The sequence below is a fragment of the Mesorhizobium sp. M1B.F.Ca.ET.045.04.1.1 genome, from assembly GCF_003952465.1.
Taxonomy (GTDB): domain Bacteria; phylum Pseudomonadota; class Alphaproteobacteria; order Rhizobiales; family Rhizobiaceae; genus Mesorhizobium; species Mesorhizobium shonense.
Window position 1 is genome coordinate 3,576,181 of record NZ_CP034448.1, and the last position, 16,045, is coordinate 3,592,225.

Annotated in this window: 19 protein-coding genes; 3 read left to right on the forward strand and 16 right to left on the reverse strand. The window is 61.9% G+C overall.

Features of this window, described 5'->3' with window-relative positions:
• Nucleotides 1-68 precede the first annotated feature (68 nt).
• The 5 genes from EJ071_RS17510 to pqqB form a co-directional block, all read right to left on the reverse strand.
• A complete protein-coding gene (locus EJ071_RS17510) occupies nt 69-986 on the reverse strand; it encodes an NADP-dependent oxidoreductase (RefSeq protein ID WP_126098964.1) in 918 nt (305 codons plus the stop codon).
• A 245-nt stretch (nt 987-1,231) separates the two neighbouring features.
• Nucleotides 1,232-2,419, reverse strand: a complete 1,188-nt coding sequence (pqqE, locus tag EJ071_RS17515; protein ID WP_245460279.1) for a pyrroloquinoline quinone biosynthesis protein PqqE — start codon at nt 2,417-2,419, stop codon at nt 1,232-1,234.
• Nucleotides 2,416-2,712 carry a pyrroloquinoline quinone biosynthesis peptide chaperone PqqD gene (pqqD, locus tag EJ071_RS17520; protein ID WP_126098965.1) on the reverse strand — a complete coding sequence of 99 codons (297 nt, stop codon included), beginning with the start codon at nt 2,710-2,712 and terminating at the stop codon, nt 2,416-2,418. The genes pqqE and pqqD overlap by 4 nt, the downstream gene beginning before the upstream one ends.
• A complete protein-coding gene (gene pqqC, locus EJ071_RS17525) occupies nt 2,712-3,467 on the reverse strand; it encodes a pyrroloquinoline-quinone synthase PqqC (RefSeq protein ID WP_126098966.1) in 756 nt (251 codons plus the stop codon). The genes pqqD and pqqC overlap by 1 nt, the downstream gene beginning before the upstream one ends.
• Nucleotides 3,464-4,402 (reverse strand): pyrroloquinoline quinone biosynthesis protein PqqB, encoded by a 939-nt coding sequence (pqqB, locus tag EJ071_RS17530; protein ID WP_126098967.1) that lies wholly within the window; start codon nt 4,400-4,402, stop codon nt 3,464-3,466. Before pqqB ends, pqqC begins: the two co-directional genes overlap by 4 nt.
• Nucleotides 4,403-4,603: 201 nt before the next feature.
• On the opposite strand from pqqB, the gene EJ071_RS38550 reads away from it, so the two are divergent.
• Nucleotides 4,604-4,849, forward strand: a complete 246-nt coding sequence (locus EJ071_RS38550) for a hypothetical protein (RefSeq protein WP_189521504.1) — start codon at nt 4,604-4,606, stop codon at nt 4,847-4,849.
• Here the strand turns inward: EJ071_RS38550 and EJ071_RS17540 are convergent.
• The 3 genes from EJ071_RS17540 to EJ071_RS17550 all read right to left on the reverse strand — a co-directional run bounded on the left by EJ071_RS17540 (nt 4,830) and on the right by EJ071_RS17550 (nt 8,307).
• Complete coding sequence (locus EJ071_RS17540; protein ID WP_245460340.1) at nt 4,830-5,642, reverse strand: substrate-binding domain-containing protein; 813 nt, start codon at nt 5,640-5,642, stop codon at nt 4,830-4,832. The genes EJ071_RS38550 and EJ071_RS17540 overlap by 20 nt on opposite strands.
• 61 nt (nt 5,643-5,703) lie before the next feature.
• The gene (locus EJ071_RS17545; RefSeq protein ID WP_126098969.1) at nt 5,704-6,228 is read right to left on the reverse strand and encodes a c-type cytochrome, methanol metabolism-related; all 525 of its coding nucleotides are present in this window, start codon (nt 6,226-6,228) and stop codon (nt 5,704-5,706) included.
• Between the two features lie 159 nt (nt 6,229-6,387).
• Complete coding sequence (locus tag EJ071_RS17550) at nt 6,388-8,307, reverse strand: methanol/ethanol family PQQ-dependent dehydrogenase (RefSeq protein WP_126098970.1); 1,920 nt, start codon at nt 8,305-8,307, stop codon at nt 6,388-6,390.
• Nucleotides 8,308-9,000: 693 nt separating this feature from the next.
• Between EJ071_RS17550 and EJ071_RS17555 the strand changes: the two genes are divergently transcribed.
• Nucleotides 9,001-9,354: a hypothetical protein gene (locus EJ071_RS17555; protein WP_126098971.1), complete on the forward strand. Its 354-nt coding sequence runs from the start codon at nt 9,001-9,003 to the stop codon at nt 9,352-9,354.
• Between the two features lie 260 nt (nt 9,355-9,614).
• On the opposite strand, the gene EJ071_RS17560 is transcribed toward EJ071_RS17555, so the two are convergent.
• The 4 genes from EJ071_RS17560 to EJ071_RS17575 all read right to left on the reverse strand — a co-directional run bounded on the left by EJ071_RS17560 (nt 9,615) and on the right by EJ071_RS17575 (nt 12,387).
• The gene (locus EJ071_RS17560) at nt 9,615-10,355 is read right to left on the reverse strand and encodes an ATP-binding cassette domain-containing protein (protein ID WP_126102628.1); all 741 of its coding nucleotides are present in this window, start codon (nt 10,353-10,355) and stop codon (nt 9,615-9,617) included.
• Nucleotides 10,324-11,070, reverse strand: coding sequence for an ABC transporter permease (locus EJ071_RS17565; protein WP_126102627.1), 747 nt, complete (start codon nt 11,068-11,070; stop codon nt 10,324-10,326). The genes EJ071_RS17560 and EJ071_RS17565 overlap by 32 nt, the downstream gene beginning before the upstream one ends.
• Before the next feature lie 77 nt (nt 11,071-11,147).
• The gene (locus EJ071_RS17570) at nt 11,148-12,137 is read right to left on the reverse strand and encodes an ABC transporter substrate-binding protein (protein ID WP_126098972.1); all 990 of its coding nucleotides are present in this window, start codon (nt 12,135-12,137) and stop codon (nt 11,148-11,150) included.
• A gap of 40 nt (nt 12,138-12,177) precedes the next feature.
• Entirely contained in the window at nt 12,178-12,387 is a 210-nt protein-coding gene (locus tag EJ071_RS17575) for a hypothetical protein (RefSeq protein ID WP_126098973.1), read from the reverse strand.
• 284 nt (nt 12,388-12,671) lie between these two features.
• Between EJ071_RS17575 and EJ071_RS17580 the strand changes: the two genes are divergently transcribed.
• On the forward strand, nt 12,672-13,052 hold the full coding sequence (locus tag EJ071_RS17580; protein WP_126102629.1) for a cytochrome c family protein: 381 nt from the start codon (nt 12,672-12,674) through the stop codon (nt 13,050-13,052).
• A gap of 39 nt (nt 13,053-13,091) precedes the next feature.
• Here EJ071_RS17580 and gph read toward each other — a convergent pair whose 3' ends face one another.
• Genes gph through cbbX form a run of 4 tightly spaced genes read right to left on the reverse strand, consistent with a single transcriptional unit; the run spans nt 13,092 to nt 16,032 of the window.
• Entirely contained in the window at nt 13,092-13,835 is a 744-nt protein-coding gene (gph, locus tag EJ071_RS17585; RefSeq protein WP_126098974.1) for a phosphoglycolate phosphatase, read from the reverse strand.
• Nucleotides 13,832-14,389, reverse strand: coding sequence for a thioredoxin family protein (locus EJ071_RS17590; protein WP_126098975.1), 558 nt, complete (start codon nt 14,387-14,389; stop codon nt 13,832-13,834). Before EJ071_RS17590 ends, gph begins: the two co-directional genes overlap by 4 nt.
• Nucleotides 14,390-14,410: 21 nt before the next feature.
• Complete coding sequence (gene rpe, locus EJ071_RS17595; RefSeq protein ID WP_126098976.1) at nt 14,411-15,097, reverse strand: ribulose-phosphate 3-epimerase; 687 nt, start codon at nt 15,095-15,097, stop codon at nt 14,411-14,413.
• Nucleotides 15,094-16,032 (reverse strand): CbbX protein, encoded by a 939-nt coding sequence (gene cbbX, locus EJ071_RS17600; RefSeq protein ID WP_126098977.1) that lies wholly within the window; start codon nt 16,030-16,032, stop codon nt 15,094-15,096. Before cbbX ends, rpe begins: the two co-directional genes overlap by 4 nt.
• Nucleotides 16,033-16,045 lie beyond the last annotated feature (13 nt).

Genomic DNA, 16,045 nt, shown 5'->3' on the forward strand with positions numbered 1-16,045 from the left:
AAATCAATAGCTTAAGAAGGGTTCTGGATGGTGCCGGCCGGCCGCCTGCAACGATAGGCGCGTGCCGTTTACGGACGAACGCGGATGACCGTCTTCCCCTTGCGCCGCTCGGTCGGGTTGAAGGCGGCGACCGCATCGTCGAGGGTCGCGATGCTGCCGATATTCTTACGCAGTCGTCCGTCCCGCACCCGCTGGACGATCTCACACAGTTGGGTACGGTCGGACTCGACAACGAAGTCGACCGCCAGGCCGTCGTCGGGCCGCGCCTCTGGTGGGCCGACGACCGACACCAGTGTTCCTCCGGCTCGAATCAGGCCTGCAGAGCGCTTCTGGATGTCGCCGCCTATGACATCGAACGCCAGATCGACGCGGCCGACGTCTTCCAGAGGGTCGTTCTCGAGGTCTACAAACTCCTGCGCACCGAAGTCGAGTACCGTCTGACGGTCGGCGGTGCGCCCGGTTCCGATGACGTAGGCGCCGGCCTCGCGCGCGAGTTGCACCACCATCGAACCGACTGCGCCGGCCGCGCCGTGGGCGAGGACGCTCTGCCCCGCCCGAAGACGGCCATGCTGAAACAGCCCCTGCCATGCGGTCAGTCCCGAGATCGGCAGGCTAGCCCCCACCGTGAAGTCGACGTCGCCGGGCAGCGGCGCGAGGTTGTGTGCCTCGATAGCTATATACTCCGCCAGGGTGCCGTCACGATACCAGTCGGCGAGGCCGAACACCCGCTGTCCCAGCGACAGTCCTGCTGTGCCGTAGCCGAGAGCGGTCACCACCCCCGCCAGCTCGTGTCCGGGGATCGACGGCGTCCGGTCACGGTCGAGGCGATCGGTCCAGGTCGAGGGCCACGCTAGCTCCGTCGGGACGAATCCCGACGCATGAACCTGAACGACCACGTCGTTTATCGCCGCCTGCGGCTCCGGCCGCTCCACCAGCCTCATTCCGGCTGTTCCAGAGGCCTGGTCCGTCACAACAATTGCCTTCATTCGTCAATCTGCCTTTGTTGTAGGTCTTCCGAGTTCCTTTGCCGACGAGCGAAAATATCGAAACTGGTGGATCCAACGACCCTTTGGTTATTGAATCGATGCCATGGATGCGACTCCACCAGGCAAATCATGCCTTCAATCTTGAACCGGATTTTGGCTCCACGCTCAAAGGACTTTCCACAGCGGCCGCCCGAGCCGCATTGCCGATTCATGCGGTTCGCCAGCCTCAACGACATCCGACATGATCAGCGGCTCCGCAAAGTCGCCATCGACGGTGGTTGGTGAACTGGCGGGTGGTCGGGCACGTCCGGCCGAGTTGTGGCGCCTATCCGCCGGAAAATGAAATTTTCCGCGCCATTTTCATCTGCCACCGGCGTGGCCTCCGCCAACGCGGCGTCGATCAGCATCGCCATGCGAGTGTGGATCGGCGACTTGACGCAGGCTGGATCCGTTGCCGCGGCATCGCCGGCAATCGCCATCGCCTGACATCTGCAGCCGCCCCAGTCGACCTCGCGACGCTCGCAGCTTCGACACGGCTCCTGCATCCACTCGGTGCCGCGGAAGGCATTGAATGCCGGTGAATCGGTCCAGATCGCGGCAAGCGAGCGCTCTCCGAAGCGCTCGAAGCGAAGCGAAGGAATGGTCTGCGCGGCGTGGCACGGCAGCACGGTGCCATCGGGCGTCACCATGAAGGCGTCGCGCGCCCAGCCGCCCATGCACGGCTTGGGATAGATGGCGAAATAATCCGGCGGAACGAAATCGATGTTCATAATGCCGGTAAGCCTTTCGCGCGCCGCCGCGACGATGTCCGCCTGCCGGTCGACCGCGGCGCGTTCGGGCATCAGCGCATCGCGATTGGCCAGCGCCCAGCCGGCGTACTGGACGTTGGCGATCTCGAGCCTCTCCGCACCCAACGAAAGGGCAAGATCGATGAACTCCGGCACTTCCTCGATATTGTGACGGTGGATTGGCGCATTGATGGTAAGCGGCAGGCCGATCACCCGCGCGCGGCGTGCCGTCTCAAGCTTCTTTTCGTGGCTGCCCCGATGGTTGCCGATGCGATCGGTAGTTGCCGGCCGGGCGCCCTGAAAGCTCAGTTGCAGGTGGTCGAGCCCGGCTTCGGCAAACGCCTCGATGCGGCCTTCGGCTATGCCGATACCGGCGGTGATGAGGTTGGTGTAGACACCGCGAGCCGAAAGCCCGGCGATCAATTGCTCCAGGTCCCGGCGCAGCGTCGGCTCGCCGCCGGACAGATGCACCTGCAGAACGCCGAGATCGGCGGCCTGCGAGAAGAGATCGAGCCAGGTCTCAGTGTCGAGCTCGCGATTGGCTTTCAGCAATTCGAGCGGGTTGGAGCAATAAGGGCACTGCAGCGGGCAGCGATGCGTCAGTTCCGCCAGCATGCCGATCGGAGGGAGAATGGGCTCGCTCATAGCTTCACCAAAAGCTTGTCCGACCATTCCTGCAGGAAGGCGATGACGTCGGCCGCCACGGCCTCCTGATCGGCGTCATAGTCGGAGGCAAGATCGGCGATGATGTGGCCGACGCTAGACCGCCCATCGCACCGGCGCAATATGTCGAGGCTGATCTCGTTCGGCCAGAATACCTTTTCCGGCGAAAGCACGGCGAAGGCCTGACGCACGGGGTCGTACTGTATGCGCACATGCTTGGGCAGCGATGGCACCGATTGCAGCGACACGATGGCCCTTTCGCGCAGCGCCATCATCAGACCGCCTCCGGGCGGAACGCGCCGGGCGGTATGTTTCCCGGCGCGCCATAGGCATGTTGAAGCGCGTCGAGCATGGCCCAGAGTATGTCGCATTTGAACACAAGCGCATCGATCGCCTGTTGCTGGCGCTCCGCCGTATCGGCGTGGCCCAGCACGTAGGCGAGGGCGAAGTCGGCATCGCGCGATGCCTGCTCGGGCCGCCGGCTGAAATAGGCCAGCGTATCCTCGGTGATGTAGTCGTATTTCGCCAGCATCGCCGGCACGCGCTCGCCGATGATGGTCGGCGAGAACATCTCGGTCAGCGACGACGCGACCGCCTCGAGCAGCGTCCGGTTCGTGCAGAAAGAGAGATAGGCGCCGACGGCGAAACGGGTCGCCGGCAGCGCCAGCCTTTCGCTCTTGACGTCTTCGGCATCGAGCCCGAGCGAGGTTGCCAGATGCAGCCAGCGCGCGATGCCGCCGCTCCAGCCGTCCCCGCCGTCGTGGTCCTCGATGCGTCTGCGCCAGGCGGCGCGAAACGCCGGATCGTCGGCATGTGCCAGGATCATGGCGTCCTTGCGCGGAATGACGGCCTGGTAGCAATAGCGGTTCAGCGCCCAGGCCTGCATTTCGGCTTTCGACAGGTCGCCGCTGGTCATTCTGTGATGGAAAGGATGGCGGTTGTGATAGCGTTCTGCACCGACCTGCCGCAGCACGGCCTCGAGCTCGCTCTTGGACAGGCCACCTCTGGCCGCGCCTTGGAAATCGCTCAAAATTCCATCTCCATCCCATCGCCGGCGACTTCCCAACCAGCCGCTTTGACCGCCGCGTGTTCGGCGGAATTCTCGTCGAGAACAGGATTGGTGTTGTTGACATGGACGAAGATACGGCGGCCGATCTTCACATCGGCCAGGCCGGCAATCGAACCCGCTTCTCCGGACATCGCGATGTGCCCCATGCGCGCACCGGTTTTCTGGCCGACGCCGGCAATGATCATCTCGTCGTCCGTGTAGACGGTGCCGTCGAACAGAAGGCAGGCGGCATCGGCCACACGAGTGCGCAGCGAGGCATCGACGCGCGCGCAGCCCGGGATGTAGAAGACAGCGCCGCGACTGCCGGTGCCGGCGATGCGAACCCCGATCGTGTCGCCCGTGTCGGAGCTGAAATCGGCGCTAGGATCGCCTCTTTGCTCGAGATAGAGCGCGATCTTGCCGGGCACGGGAAAGGCGTCGACGACCACACCGGTCTCGTGGCCGTCCGCATCGCGGATCGCCAGGTCCTCCATTGGCGCCAGGAGGCGCCGCGGCACGATCGCCGGATCGAGAACATTGAAAATCGAATTCGCCTCCAGCGTCGCCAGCACCTGTGCCGTTGCATAGATTGCGAAAGGCTGTCGCTCACGCAGGCTAAGCAGACCGGCGATATGGTCCACGTCGGCGTTGGTCAGCACCACCGCGCGGATCGGCGTCGAGCGCAGCGGCGCGTCGGCTGCGGGCTGCAGTTCAGGCGTTTGCGCAATCTGCTGGCGAATGTCGGGCGACGCGTTGAAGAGAACCCAGCCTGCCCCGTCCGCCGACGCGGCAATGCATGATTGGGTTCGCGAATGCACGCCGGAAATCCCGGCGCGAGCCGCGCGGCTCAGGCGATAGTTGCAATTCCATTGCGGAAAGCCGCCTCCGGCCGCCGATCCGATGATCTTTACGCGCATGGCAAATGCCTGCTCCGCAGCCCATTTGACTGGCTTCTCGGCGGTAACGGCTTCGCGTCCGCGTTTCCTGCAGCAAAGCCCTGACATGCAACTGGGTGCATGCCCCTGTTGTCAGGGACATGCACCCTTGCGGCCTACTTCCTGGGAGGAATTTCAGCAGGCAGATACCGCGAAATTTCGAAGCCCGCAGCAACCTGGCACATGGTCGGTTTCTTCCAGCTCTTCTTCTTCATGGCATTCTCCTCTTTTGCCGGCCCGAAGGGGGCGGGTCATGTCGTTGGTGCCATTGCGGGCAATGCAATGGCTCGTCCATCACTTCACAAATGGACAAATGAAACACCGGGTTCTCAAACAACTAAAGAAAACTATCTGCCTCGAAGATCGGTTCCTTCCTCCATCGCCTCTCCAAATTTCGCGCCGATCAAGCTCACCCCGGCGTCGCCGTGATCGCGTTGTCATGTTCGTCGATCAGCGGCACGTTGTAGTCGAGCAGGAGCTTGTTGATCTCTGCCTGGTTCTCCCGGATCACTTTGTTGAGCGTGCGTTTCCATTCCTGGTCGGATGGACGTACCCCCATGGTGATGCGGTAGGACATGCGCGAGCCGGTCCTTTCCTTGACCAGCGGCACGATCTCAACATTCGCCTTGAGTTGCTTGGCATAGTAGCCTGCCATCGGTCCCCACAGGATCGCTGCGTCGATCTTGCCGGCAAGCATGTCCTTGATCACGACCTCTCCCATCGACGGAGTGACGCGCGTATCGACGGCCAGCGGGTAGATTTTTGCCGTTCGCAAGAGTTTGTTGGCGGCCATGTTGGCAGTCGGCGGCGTGCGTTCGACGACGCCAATCCTCTTGCCGGTGAGTTTCGGATCCTCGATCGTCTCGACACCCTCGAGGTCGTCGCCCTTCGGATGCACAAGCACATAGGAGGAACGATAGTAGGCGTTGGTGTTCTGAACCAGCTCATCACCCTGGGCATAGCCCATGATGACGTCGCATCGGTTGGCGGCAAGCGTGTTGCGCACGAAGCCGATGACGGTTGGAAACCATGTGTAGGCGACCGACTTCCTTCCCGTCTTCCTGGCGACCAGCTCAGCCAGCTTGTTTTCGAAACCTTGGCCGTTCTGGTCGGTGAACGGCATGTTCGAAGGATCGGCGCAGACGCGCAGCGTATCTGGGTCGACCAGTTCGCCCGCTGCTCCGAGGCCTGCGCTTTGCGCCTGGGCGTTCGACGGCGGCATGGCGAGTGCGCCGAGGATCAGCAAGACAATGCGCGGCTTCGGTGCAACGCGAGCGGTCACTTCATCCCCCCATGCAGGATTTTTCGGCATCCTTGGCCGCCTGAGCCTTGTCTTCGTGCTTGGGCGGCCTGCCGCGGGGTGCCGCGCCGTCGGCGCGGGCGCGCAGATAGACGTAGAGATCGTCCAGGTAGCAATAGACGTTCTTGTTGTCGCCGAAGGCAGGCATGACGTTTTCCTTGCCGCTGCCAGTATTCTTGCGGCCCTGGGCGACGATCGAGAGGAAAGTGGGGTAGTCGATGTTTTTCAGGCTGTTCGCCAGGGCCGGCGCGTAGCTCGAGCCTGTTCCGTCCTGTCCGTGACAGACATGGCAGTCAGAGTGATAGCGGCGATAACCGCTGAACGTATACCAATCCACGGTCCCGTTTTCGATCTTGTAGGTTGGATTTCCATCCGCGTCCAAATACTTGCCGCCCTCTTCCTTCACCACCTTGGCTTTTTCGGCGCTGTCCTCGGCCCGCGCCAGACTTGAGCCGGCCAGAGGCAGAAGAGCCAGGGCGAGAACGGAGATTGCAATGCGAACAGACATTCAGACGCTTCCTTCTTTTGCCAAGGACAAAGGGTGTGCCGTCGCGCCGCGGCATAGATCGATGTTTGGGGTGCGCGTCAAATCGAGAGCCCGGAAATCTCCGGGCGATCCGGGCTCTCGTATTTTCAGGCCTTCGGTCTCTAAGGCCGTTTCCGGATATCAGTCCGGAAGACCGAAGACGGTCAGCTGGCCGCCCAGCGTCGTGTAGTCGGCAAGAGCTGCGTAGCCACCGACTGCTCCGAGACCGGCGGTTCCAACGACTGCGGCCTGATCGCCTTGAGCGCGGCCCTGATCGACGGCGCCATGCCAGGCAGCGGCGTTATCGGGTGACAGCAATCCGCCGGCGAGGCCGATGCCGGCCCATCCGCCGACGCCGGACAGAACGGCGATGTACTGCTTGCCGTCATGCTCGAAGGGCGTGACGTTGCCGATGATGCCGGACGGGGTCTTGAACTTGTAGAGTTCCTTGCCCTTCTCATCGACTGCCTTGATGTAGCCTTCGAGCGTTCCGTAGAAGACGACGTCGCCGGCGGTCGCCAGCGCGCCCGACCACACCGAGAACTGCTCGGGCTTCGACCAGACGATCTCGCCCTTGGCAGCATCCCAGGCAATGAAGTTGCCCATGTTGCCGTCACCGCCAGGCGCGGGGTACATCGACACCGTGGCGCCCACATAAGGCTGGCCGGCCGTGTAGCTCACCTTATATGGCTCGTAGTCCATGCAGACATGGTTGGTCGGCACGTAGAACAGCCCGGTCTTCGGCGAATAGGCGGCCGGCTGCTGGTCCTTGGTTCCAAGCGCTGCCGGGCAGACGCCCGTCGAGTTGGTGTCTTCGCCGTTCTGCTGGGTCGAATACTTGGCCACGACCTGCGGACGGCCATACTCCTTGCTCTTGGGGTCCATGTTGACCTCAGTCGCCCAGTTCACCGCCGGATCGTACTTCTTGGCAACGAGAAGCTCGCCGGAGGCGCGATCCATGGTGTAGGCGAAACCGTTGCGGTCGAAATGGACCAGCACGTCATGCTTTTTGCCTTTGACCTCCATGCCGTCGACGAGAATCATCTCGTTGACGCCGTCAAAGTCCCATTCGTCATGCGGGGTCATCTGGTAGACCCATTTGGCCATGCCGGTATCGGCATCGCGGGCGAAGATAGTCATCGACCAGCGATTGTCTCCGGGGCGCTGAACCGGGTTCCATGTCGAGGGATTGCCGGTGCCGTAGTAGACGAGGTTGAGCTTGGGATCATAGGAATACCATCCCCATGTCGTGCCGCCTCCGGTCTTCCACTGCTCGCCCTCCCAGGTGTTCGTGCCGGAGTCCTTTCCGACCGGCTTGCCAAGCTGCGTGGTCTTCTCGGGATCGATCAGGGTTTCTGCATCCGGACCTTCCGAATAAGCCTTCCAGGCGAGCTTGCCGTCCTTCAGATCGTAGGCGGCCAGCCAGCCGCGGACGCCGAATTCCGCGCCGGAGACACCGACGAGAACCTTGTCCTTGACGACCACGGGCGCCGACGTGCCGGATTCACCTTTTCCGCCGTCGGTGTTTTCGCCATTCTTGACTGACCAGACAGCCTTGCCGGTCTTGGCGTCGAGCGCCACGACGGTGGTGTCGGCCTGGTTGAGAATGATCAACGCCGGGCGGTCGCCATCTGCAGGCGCATAGGCAACACCGCGATTGACCGTGTCGCAGCACATGATTGGAATGACGTTCGTGTCTTGCTTGGGCTCGTATTTCCAGAGGATCTTTCCGTCTTTGTTGAGATCGAGCGCGTAGACGGTGTTCGGGAACGGCGCGTGAACATACATCACGTCGCCGATGATTAGCGGGCCGCCCTCATGGCCGCGCAGCACGCCGGTCGAGAAGGTCCACTTGACCTGCAGGTTCTTCACGTTCTCCTTGGTGATCTGCTTGAGTGTCGAATAACGGGTGTTGGCGTAATCACCCGTCTGCATCACCCAGTCCTTGGGACTTTTGGCCATTTTCGCGAGTTCTTCGTTGGCTGACGCCGTATAGAGCGCGCCTAACGACAGTAGCGCGGTGGTCGTTGCGATGTAGGTAGCTTGCGTAAGTGCGCGCATTAAAATCCTCCCAGGTTGATAACAAGAAATCGATATTCAAGCTCGCAAGAGCCAGTACATGCGATTCATCGTGGGAAGTATTTCCGGCAGCGTGTCACGACCTAGACCAGTTCAGAAGAGGTACATTTCTGACCTCTACCTACCTAGCCTAGCCCTGCACCCGCCCAGTTGGCCTACGAAAGACTGCCGCCGCTCCCGAATTACAGCGGCGTCCTTGAAGCCGGAAACGAGGTAAGGCTATGTCATTGCAAAATGCCAGGCAAGGAAAAACCCCTCCGAAAATTTTGCACTGCAATATTTATTGTTGCACCGCAATATATAGAAGAATAATAGAAACTTTTCACGATGCCAGGCCGCAGAATGGCGGTGATCGGAAAATAAAAATTGAAGAATCTTACTTCGATGTATTATCTATGTGATAGCAGTTGGATTTATTTCGACATATTTTAGCGACCGTGTTAGCGACGGCTCTTATTGGCTATCGGTAGTGAGCGAGTTGTGGGAAAAACCTAGAAAGATGGATGCGGGATGGGTCATGCAGATGCCCCGAAACGCTGTTGGCGAGGGGCCGGGCATTCCTCCTTTGGTCCTATATGGAGGCGATGAGAGGTTGACCGGGCTTTCGGCATGTCGCCAACTGGCGCGGGTAATGCAGTCTCGATGCACCGCGCCCCGGCAACCGGAGGAATTCTCATGATCAGATATGTTGGATTTTCGATCCTGCCGCTCCTCCTTACACCGACACCGGTCCTTGCAAATTCGGCCGGCGTTGCGGGAGACTACCCGACGGCGACGGTCGTAGATTATGTGCTCGGCTGCATGCAGACGAATGGCCAGACGCGTCAGGCGTTGGAGAGTTGTTCCTGTTCGATCGATGTCATCGCCTCAATCCTCCCGTACGACCATTACGAGCGGGCCGAGACCTTCAAGAGCATGTCTCTGACGACGGGCGAAAATGCAGGCCTGTTTCGCGAAAGCGCGCCGGCGAAAGCCGCGCGAACGGAGTTGAAGCGCGCTCAAGCGGAAGCCGACGTGCGTTGCTTCTAGACCGCGATGGCGTTTCGTTGAATCGCCATCATGGTCTAACTCTTTGTTGGAGCATGATCTTGCTCCGAAAACCGGTTCCCACTTTTCGGGATCATGCTCTAATGCCAGGTCGCCCAAAAGTGCGCAGCGGTTTTGGGTGAACGGCATAAATCAAAACAAGACTCAAAGTGCGTGGCCTGAATCGGTTTCGTCGCGACGCGCTATTTATGCGTGTCGGCCGTTTTAGTGCTCCTCAAGAGCATTCGCCCGTTGCAGGGCGATCAGGTCACACCTGGAAATTGCTGATGGAACGACCGCAAAAGGTCGCTCGTCGCCTCCGGGCTGCGCTGTTGCCTGGGCAGCCTTACGTCGAAAATGCCGAGCACATGCGCGGGCCTGGGCGCGAGCACGATGATGCGATCCGACAGCATCAGGGCCTCGGTCAGATTGTGCGTCACCATCAGGGCGGTCGTAGGTCGCGCCGACCAGACGGTCACAAGCATGTGCCGAAGCCGTTCGGCGGTGCGTTCATCGAGCGACACGAAGGGCTCGTCCAGGAAAAGCATCGCCGGCTCGGTCGCGAAGGCCCTCGCAAGCGCTGCCCGACGCGCAAGACCGAGCGAAAGTTCGGCCGGATAGAGCGAGCGCATGCCGGCGAGGCCGAGAGTGTCGAACAGCCCGTCGAGATTTTTCGCTCGCAGGCCTTTTGGCAGTGCCAGCCTGACATTCTGCTCCACCGTCCGCCACGGCAGCAGGGTGGGTTCCTGGAACACGGCGGCTATGCGGTTCGAGCCGCCTTCAGGCAGCTGGAAGGATCCGGAAAACTGCCTGTCGAGCCCAAGCAGAATACGCAGCGTCGTGGTCTTGCCGCAGCCCGACGGTCCGAGCAGGCAAGCGAATTCGCCTTGCCGGACCTCGAACGAAAGGTTCTTGAGCGCCGTGACCGAGACGCCTTGCGCGGACCTGAAGGTCTTTTCGGCGATGTCGACCCTAAGCGGGGCGACGGCGCCAGCGGGTTGCATGTCGTTCAACGGGCTGCACCAGAAGAAGTTCGACGACGAGCATCACCGCCACGAATGCCAGCGTGTAGGCAAGAATGGCGGCGACGTCGAAAAGCTGGAAGTAAAGATAGATCTGGAAGCCCACACCATTGGAGCGGCCGAGCAGTTCGACCACCAGAACGATCTTCCAGATGAGCGCGATGCCGGAACGCGAGGCCGCGGCCAGATAGGGCTGCAGTTGCGGCAGCAGGATATGGCGAACGCGGTCGAGGGGACCGAAGCGGTAGACAGCCGCCATTTCGGCGTAACTCGGGTCCAGCGCCCTGGCGCCCTCGCGCATGGTCACCACGACATTCGGGATCTTGTTGACGGCAACCGCGCCTATCGCAGCCACCTCGTTGAGGCCGAACCAGATGTAGGCAAGCACGATGATCACCAGCGCGGGGATATTGAGGAACAGAATTACCCAGGGATTGAAGAACCGGTCCGCGCCGCGATAGCTGCCGAGGAGAATGCCGATCACCGAGCCGACAATCATCGCGACGACGTATGCCGCGGCAACCCGGCCCAGCGTTGCGCCGAGATGGTAGAAAAGATCGCCGCTCGCCGCCTCTCTCAGCAATACCTGCCAGACCTGTCCCGGCCCCGGAAAGGCACGGCTCGGCCAGGCATTCGCCGCCAGGCTCCACAGCAGGCAAAGCCCGAGCAGGGAGATCGTCACCGTCAGCGCGGGCATCAGCGTCGCTCGAGGGCCGGGACGGCTGGAAATGTCAGCCGTGTTGCCAGGCGTGCGATCGCCGGAGTCGCTTGCGGTCATTTCGCCGGCTCTTGCCAGAACGTGCCCGGTGCCATCTCAGGCGAACTGCCGACCAGCTTTTCGCCGCCGATCCCGGCCAGCACACTATAGAGCCTGCCGGCATCGGCCGCTTCCTCGGCGACCGGCCGCCTGGGGATGCCCTCTCGATAGCGGTCGCGCAGCTTTGCCAGTTCCTTGCCTTCCGCGCGGACAATCGGCGCAAGGCGCAGCCACTCTTCGTCGGACTTGGCCAGCAGATCCTTGGCCTGCGTGGAAGCCTTGAGGAAGCCGCGGACGGCTTGCGGATTTTCGTTCGCCCATCTGTCGTGGAATACATAGCCGAGCGCGGATACCGGGCCCGAAGCTCCGAGCGCCTTCTCCGCATCGTCGGCGCCGATCAGCCGACGAAAGCCGTTGGCCTCGAGCCGGGCGCAAAAGTGCCAGAAATTGAGCACCGCATCGAGTTCGCCCTGGATTGCCTTTTCCGAGATCAGCGGCGGCGCGCCAAAGACGACGTCGCTGATCGCCGGCAGGTCGAGGCCGTGATCGCGCCTGGCCAGCGCCTGTATCAGCAGCCAGCTCTTGTCGAGGGCGCCGCCGGCGACGCCGATCTTCTTTCCCTTGAGGTCGGTGATCGAGCGGATCGGCGAAGCGTCCTTCACCATGATCGCCCCGACGGCCGTCGAATAGGGGGCCAATGTGACGTCGCCGCCGTCCGAGCGCTGGCGCGAGACCCAGAGCCAATCGGTCACGATGATGTCGATCGCGCCGGCCAGCATCGCGACATTGGTCGCGTCCTCACCGGCAAAATAGACAACGTCCAGATCGATCCCGTTCTCCGCGTCGAACTTGTGTTCCTTCAGCGTATCAAGCTCCCAGCTCACCGTGCCGAACTTCAGCACGCCAATGCGAACCTTGGACGCGGCGGAGGCGGCAATGGGGTGTGAGCCAAGAATCGCGGCCGTTCCAAGAGCCCCCAAACGGAGCGTTTCCCGCCGCGAAATCATGAAGTTCCCTCCCGGGACTGCAACAAACCAGGGGCTTCGGTCAGATCGCTTTGTCCTTCGTCGGGAAAGCGCATTTCCAGCGCCTGACCTTGAAGGTCGGGTGTTCCTGCGACCATTTCGCGATTTCGCTGGGCGCCAGCATCATGCATTGGAACAGAGAGCCACGGCTCTCGAAATAGAGATGCTCGTCTTGGCAATCGCCAGGATTGGCACTCAGGCAAACCGTCAATACGAGGTCGACCATATTCATCCGGCACCTCTTGCGTGCAAAAACGCCCGCTCTGGCGAAATCCTGCCCGCCCCACTGCCTGGGTAAATCTCAGCCTGGACAATCAGCCTGCCGGGTTCCCGAGGTGCCCATGGAATCCGGAATGACCTGAAGCTACGCGTTCGCCCTAAGGCCGTCAACAAAGGCGAAAGGACAAGGCGGGTCGCTTCGGTGCCGGAGTGCTCTGGACTTTCGTATGGTTGACTTCATCAAAGCAATGGCATGCAAATCAACCGGGGCATGTTGACGATCAACGAGGGAATGCCATGCGCGCTATCACATTTTTCGCCGCCGTATCCTTGGTGACTTCCATCACGAACCAATCTCATGCGCAGGATGCCGCGGCGGGTGAGAAGGTCTTCACCAAATGCAAGGTCTGCCACGTCGCGGACAAGGACCAGAACAAAGTCGGCCCGTCATTGAACGGCGTCATCGGTCGAACGGCCGGCACGCATCCGGGATTCAGCTATTCCCAGGCCATGGTTGCGGCCGGAAAGTCCGGCGTCAAATGGGACGAACCAACGCTGACGACGTATCTCCACGATCCAAAGGCCATGGTGAAAGGCACAAAGATGGCGTTTGCCGGCCTCAAGGACGACAAGGACGTAGCCAACGTCATCGCCTATCTCAAGCAGTTCTCGAAGTAAGGGCAATTCCCGAAGCAACGGCTTCGCCGGCCGTTCGATTTACGATCGACCGGCGACCGCCATAATCGACGCTGCGGGATCAAGCAGCGGCACGCGCAGCCTCTGCATCGCGGAAGGCAGATCGAGCAGGCTGTCGCAGACAAGGTCTGCGCCAAGCTCTTCGACGGGGACCTGGGTGTAGCCGCCGCGCAGCAAAACGACGGGCATGCCGGCGGCGCGCGCGGCGCCGACGTCGCTGCTGCTGTCTCCCACCATCAGCGTGTCGGCGGGTTCGACCCCAAGCTGGTCGAGCGCCAGCAGCAGGGCATCAGGCGCCGGTTTCAGGCATGTCACCGCATCTCCGCCGACGATCGCGCCGAGATAATCCGTCAAGTGGAAATGCAGCAGGATTTCGCGAGTCGCCAATTGCGGCTTGTTGGTGACAACGCCCATGGCCGTTCCGTTCAGGTGGAAGTGCGTGAGCACCTCCCTGACGCCAGGCATCAGCCTCGTCAGGCCGGTCAGATGCCTGCGGTAGATCGGCGCCATGTCGCGGTTGGCCTCCTCGAGCGCGCTGCCGGGAAGCGGTGACCCCGAGGCTGCGAAGGCCCGCTCGACCAACTTCGTGACGCCGCCACCGATCATTGCCTTGACCTGACCCACACGCAGCGGCGCCAGATCGCGGCCGGCCAGCAGCTCGTTGACGGCCGCCGTTATGTCGGGCGCCGAATCGATCAGCGTGCCGTCGAGATCAAAAAGGATCGCCCTCTGCGGCCGAAACGGCCTGCTTGCGCCGACGTTCATGCGGCATCCTTCCATTTGATCGAGCAGCCGATCGAAGCGATCTGGTCAAGCGGTCCGTCACCGGTTCGGGCAACCTGCTTCATCGCCTCGAACAGATCGCGCCTCAGGCCCGGCGGTCCGGCGTCCCGCCGCGATGCGTCCAGCCGGCCACGATATTGCAGCGTCAGCTCGCTGTTGAGGCCGAAGAAATCAGGGGTGCACACGGCTCCATAGGCGCGCGCCGCTGCCTGCGACTCGTCGCGGAGATACGGGAAGGTGAACGCGTGCGCCCTGGCGAAGAGCTTCATGTTGTCGAAGGAATCGTCCGGGTAGGCGTCGGCATCATTGGAGTTGATTGCGACGAAGCCTATCCCTTCGGCCTTGAGGTCGTCGGCATCACGCACGATGCGTGAAATCACCGCCTTCACATAGGGGCAGTGATTGCAGATGAAGGCGACGACCAGCCCGTTGGGTCCGGCTTGGCCGAGGATCGAATGCGATTTCCCGTCGATGCCGGGCAAGAAGGCATCGACAGCTTGCCAGCCGAAATCGCAGACAGGTGGGATTGCCGCCATGTCATCCTCCGACCAAGCAGGTCACGCGGCTCGCCGGATCGCTCCGTCGGCCGCTTGTCTGATCGCGCCGATATTGGCGCGATAGGCAGCCTCGGTGCCACCTTTGAAGACGGCGGACCCTGCGACGAGCACATTCGCGCCGGCCGCGGTGACCAGGGGAGCTGTCTCTGGCGTGACGCCGCCGTCGATCTCGATATCGATCGGACGTTGACCGACAAGCGCCTTGACACGCCTGACCTTGTCGAGGACCGCCGAGATGAAGGCCTGGCCGCCGAAACCCGGATTGACCGTCATCAGAAGCACCAGATCGAGCCGGTCGAGAACATATTCGATGACGCTTTCCGGCGTCGACGGATTGAGCGACACGCCGGCCTTCTTGCCGAGGCTCCTGATCGCCTGCAGCGAACGGTCGAGATGCGGCCCGGCCTCGGCATGCACCGTAATGATGTCGCAGCCGGCCTCGGCGAAAGCAGCGAGATAGGGATCGGCCGGCGCGATCATCAGATGGCAGTCGAAGACCTTGTCCGTTCGATCGCGGATTGTCTTGATCACCGGCGGGCCGAAAGTGATGTTGGGCACGAAATGCCCGTCCATCACGTCGAGATGGATCCAATCGGCGCCTGCCCGCGCGACCGCTTCGACCTCGTCGCCGAGCCGCGAGAAATCGCACGACAGAACGGAAGGGGCGATGATGGTCTTTGCGGTCATTTGCTTTCTCCTTCGCCAAGATTTAGCGCGAACACCCGGCTGGCGGTGATGTCCTCGGCCGAGATCGTGGACAGCGCCTTTGCGTCGAGCGGTCCCTTGCTGCTCTCGAACAGGCGGTTGGCCTGCCTCAGCCGTGCGCGGTCGAGCGCATTGCGGATCGAGCGGGCATTGGCGAAATGCGGCCGCGCGCGGCGGCGTGCGATGTAATCGGCCATTGCGGCGGTTGCCTTGGCGTCGAACAGGTAATTTTGCTGGTTGAGCATTTGTTCCGCGATCCTGAGAAGCTCGTCGTCGGAATAGTCGGGAAAGTCGATGTGGTGGGCAATGCGTGAGCGGAATCCCGGATTGCTTTCGAAGAAGCGATCCATCCGCTGCGCGTAGCCGGCGAGGACGACCACGAGGTCGTCGCGCTGGTTCTCCATCACCTGCAGCAGGATCTCGATCGCCTCCTGGCCGTAATCGCGCTCGTTCTCGGGGCGATAGAGATAGTAGGCCTCGTCGATGAACAGCACGCCGCCCATCGCCTTCTTCAGGATCTCCTTGGTCTTGGGCGCGGTGTGGCCGATATATTGGCCGACCAGGTCGTCGCGCGTCACCGAAACCAGATGGCCCTTGCGGATATAGCCCAGCCGATGCAGCAGGTCGGCCATGCGCAGCGCGACGGTCGTCTTGCCGGTGCCGGGATTGCCGGTGAAGCTCATATGCAGCGTCGGCGTCTCGTGCGCGAGGCCCATGCGGCGGCGGGCCCGCTCGACCAGCAGGAGCGCCGCCGTCTCGCGGATGCGTCTCTTGACCGGGGCGAGCCCGATCAGCTCGCGGTCGAGCTCGGCCAGGACGTCCTTGACGCCGGAAGTTTCGAATTCCTCGCGCAGGTCGATCGCCGTCGGGACGGCATTCTGAGGCACTTCCGTTTCGGCCAGGGCTGGCGCCGACATGGCATTCTCCTCT

Excerpts from the sequence above, each read along its gene's own strand:
- EJ071_RS17575 (WP_126098973.1), bottom strand. The coding sequence starts at position 12,387 with ATGAATATGGTCGACCTCGTATTGACGGTTTGCCTGAGTGCCAATCCT.
- EJ071_RS17545 (WP_126098969.1), bottom strand. The coding sequence starts at position 6,228 with ATGTCTGTTCGCATTGCAATCTCCGTTCTCGCCCTGGCTCTTCTGCCT.
- EJ071_RS38550 (WP_189521504.1), top strand. The coding sequence starts at position 4,604 with ATGGTCGGTTTCTTCCAGCTCTTCTTCTTCATGGCATTCTCCTCTTTT.
- EJ071_RS17560 (WP_126102628.1), bottom strand. The coding sequence starts at position 10,355 with ATGCAACCCGCTGGCGCCGTCGCCCCGCTTAGGGTCGACATCGCCGAA.
- EJ071_RS17550 (WP_126098970.1), bottom strand. The coding sequence starts at position 8,307 with ATGCGCGCACTTACGCAAGCTACCTACATCGCAACGACCACCGCGCTA.
- pqqB (WP_126098967.1), bottom strand. The coding sequence starts at position 4,402 with ATGCGCGTAAAGATCATCGGATCGGCGGCCGGAGGCGGCTTTCCGCAA.
- EJ071_RS17580 (WP_126102629.1), top strand. The coding sequence starts at position 12,672 with ATGCGCGCTATCACATTTTTCGCCGCCGTATCCTTGGTGACTTCCATC.
- gph (WP_126098974.1), bottom strand. The coding sequence starts at position 13,835 with ATGAACGTCGGCGCAAGCAGGCCGTTTCGGCCGCAGAGGGCGATCCTT.
- pqqE (WP_245460279.1), bottom strand. The coding sequence starts at position 2,419 with ATGAGCGAGCCCATTCTCCCTCCGATCGGCATGCTGGCGGAACTGACG.
- rpe (WP_126098976.1), bottom strand. The coding sequence starts at position 15,097 with ATGACCGCAAAGACCATCATCGCCCCTTCCGTTCTGTCGTGCGATTTC.
- EJ071_RS17555 (WP_126098971.1), top strand. The coding sequence starts at position 9,001 with ATGATCAGATATGTTGGATTTTCGATCCTGCCGCTCCTCCTTACACCG.
- EJ071_RS17590 (WP_126098975.1), bottom strand. The coding sequence starts at position 14,389 with ATGGCGGCAATCCCACCTGTCTGCGATTTCGGCTGGCAAGCTGTCGAT.
- EJ071_RS17540 (WP_245460340.1), bottom strand. The coding sequence starts at position 5,642 with ATGCCGCCGTCGAACGCCCAGGCGCAAAGCGCAGGCCTCGGAGCAGCG.
- EJ071_RS17510 (WP_126098964.1), bottom strand. The coding sequence starts at position 986 with ATGAAGGCAATTGTTGTGACGGACCAGGCCTCTGGAACAGCCGGAATG.
- EJ071_RS17565 (WP_126102627.1), bottom strand. The coding sequence starts at position 11,070 with ATGCCCGCGCTGACGGTGACGATCTCCCTGCTCGGGCTTTGCCTGCTG.
- EJ071_RS17570 (WP_126098972.1), bottom strand. The coding sequence starts at position 12,137 with ATGATTTCGCGGCGGGAAACGCTCCGTTTGGGGGCTCTTGGAACGGCC.
- pqqD (WP_126098965.1), bottom strand. The coding sequence starts at position 2,712 with ATGATGGCGCTGCGCGAAAGGGCCATCGTGTCGCTGCAATCGGTGCCA.
- cbbX (WP_126098977.1), bottom strand. The coding sequence starts at position 16,032 with ATGTCGGCGCCAGCCCTGGCCGAAACGGAAGTGCCTCAGAATGCCGTC.